This is a genomic window from Sulfuricurvum sp. RIFOXYD12_FULL_44_77 (assembly GCF_001830725.1).
Taxonomy (GTDB): Bacteria; Campylobacterota; Campylobacteria; order Campylobacterales; family Sulfurimonadaceae; genus Sulfuricurvum; species Sulfuricurvum kujiense_A.
Map to the genome: position 1 here is coordinate 1 of NZ_MIBU01000042.1, position 2070 is coordinate 2070.

Genomic DNA, 2070 nt, shown 5'->3' on the forward strand with positions numbered 1-2070 from the left:
GATCCCCCGCAGATCACCCTGCACCAGAGTGACCCCCGCACTCTCCATCGCCACATCGGTTCCGCTCCCCATCGCGATCCCCACATGCGCCTGAGCAAGTGCGGGTGCATCGTTGATCCCGTCCCCCGCCATCGCGACGATATGCCCCTCCGCTTGGAGCTGTTTTATTACGTCAGCTTTCTGCTGAGGAAGCACCTCCGCCTCCACCCGATCGATCCCTAGTATCGCTCCGACAGCTCTAGCGGTGATGCGGCTGTCCCCGCTGAGCATGACGACGGTGATCCCCTCTTCGTGCAGGTCGCGGATCGCTTGAGCGGTGGTTGCTTTGATCGGGTCGGCGACCCCGAGGATACCCGCTATGGCTCCATCGACGGAAAGGAACATCACGCTCATCCCCTCGCGGCGCAGAGCATCTGCTCTCGCAGAGAGTCCTGATGCATCCATCCCCAGCTCTTCCACAAGTCTGATATTTCCGAGGGCAACGTTCCGTCCCTCGATCACCCCGGTGACCCCTTTGCCGCTTAGGGAAGCAAACTGAGCCGTTTCGCTCAAGGCTATCCCCCTCTCTTGTGCGCCGTTCACGACCGCGCGTGCCAGAGGATGTTCACTCCCTCTATCCAGCGAGGCGGCGAATCGGATAACGTCACTCTCCGCCCACCCCTCTATGGCAATGACCGTCGCAAGTTTGGGTTTACCCTCGGTGAGAGTCCCCGTCTTGTCCACGACGAGGGTATCGACCTTCTCCATCATCTCCAGCGCCTCGGCATTTTTGATGAGGACACCCATCGTCGCCCCCTTCCCCGTCCCCACCATGATCGATATCGGTGTAGCCAGCCCCAGAGCGCACGGACAGGCGATGATCAGCACCGCGACAGCATTGACCAGAGCATACCCCAGCGAGGGTTCGGGGCCGAAAAAATACCAGAAGATAAAGGTCACAACAGAAATCGCAATAACCGCAGGGACAAAATACCCCGATACACGATCAGCCGTTTTTTGGATCGGGGCGCGGCTTCTCTGCGCCTGCGATACCATAGAGACGATTTGGGAAAGGAGCGTATCGGCTCCGACTCTCTGCGCCTCCATCACAAGACCTCCGGTGGTGTTGATCGTCGCACCGATCAGGCGGTCGCCCGTTTTTTTGGAGAGGGGGATCGGCTCGCCGCTCACCATCGACTCATCCACGTGGCTCTCCCCCAGGGTCACGATACCGTCTGCAGGAATCTTCTCACCTGGTCGGATACGGAGGCGATCACCGATCTCTATCGCGTCGATGGAGACCTCCTCTTCGCTCCCATCGGGATTAATACGGTGCGCGCTCTTCGGCGAGAGTCCGAGCAAAAGACGGATCGCATCGTTGGTTCGGCTGCGGGCGCGCAGCTCCAGCACCTGCCCGAGCAATACCAATGCGGTGATAACCGAAGCGGCTTCGAAATAGACGGGGATAACCCCGTGCATGGAGAGATTTTCGGGAAAAAGTGAGGGGAAAAGGACGGCAACCGCACTGTAGATCCATGCGCTCCCCGTCCCCAGCGCGATAAGGGTGAACATATTGAGGCTTCGGTTTTGGATCGACTCCCACGCGCGCACATAAAAAATCGATCCACTCCACCACACGACGGGGATGGAGAGGAGCATCTCGACCCATTGAGCCGTTTTGGGGGTGATGATTGCGGAAAAGGTATGCGGCAGGAACATCGAACCCATCGCACTGATGAACACAACGGAGGCGAAGATCGTGCTGATCCAGAAACGGCGCATCATCGCATCAACTTCGGAGGTATCTTCCTCTATCTGTATCGATTTAGGTTCCAGTGCCATCCCGCATTTCGGACAGATCCCCGGCCCTTTTTGCTCCACTTCGGGATGCATCGGACAGGTGTAGATGCGAGAATCGAGCGCACAGCTGCCGGTGGGACACGATACGTTTACGGATTCGGAGGGGAGGTAGTGTTCGGGGTGTTCTTCAAATGTGTGCTGACAGTGTGCGGAGCAAAAGAAGAAATGTTGAGATTTATAATCGCTTCGGTAGGGGGTGGAGGGAGAGACCTCCATCCCGCAGACAACATC

The 2070-nt window shown here is 58.0% G+C and carries 1 protein-coding gene; it reads right to left on the minus strand.

The window, feature by feature from the left end; translation table 11 throughout:
* Window positions 1-2070 (minus strand): heavy metal translocating P-type ATPase (locus A2517_RS02035; protein WP_294893702.1); only part of this gene is annotated, 2070 nt, incomplete at both ends.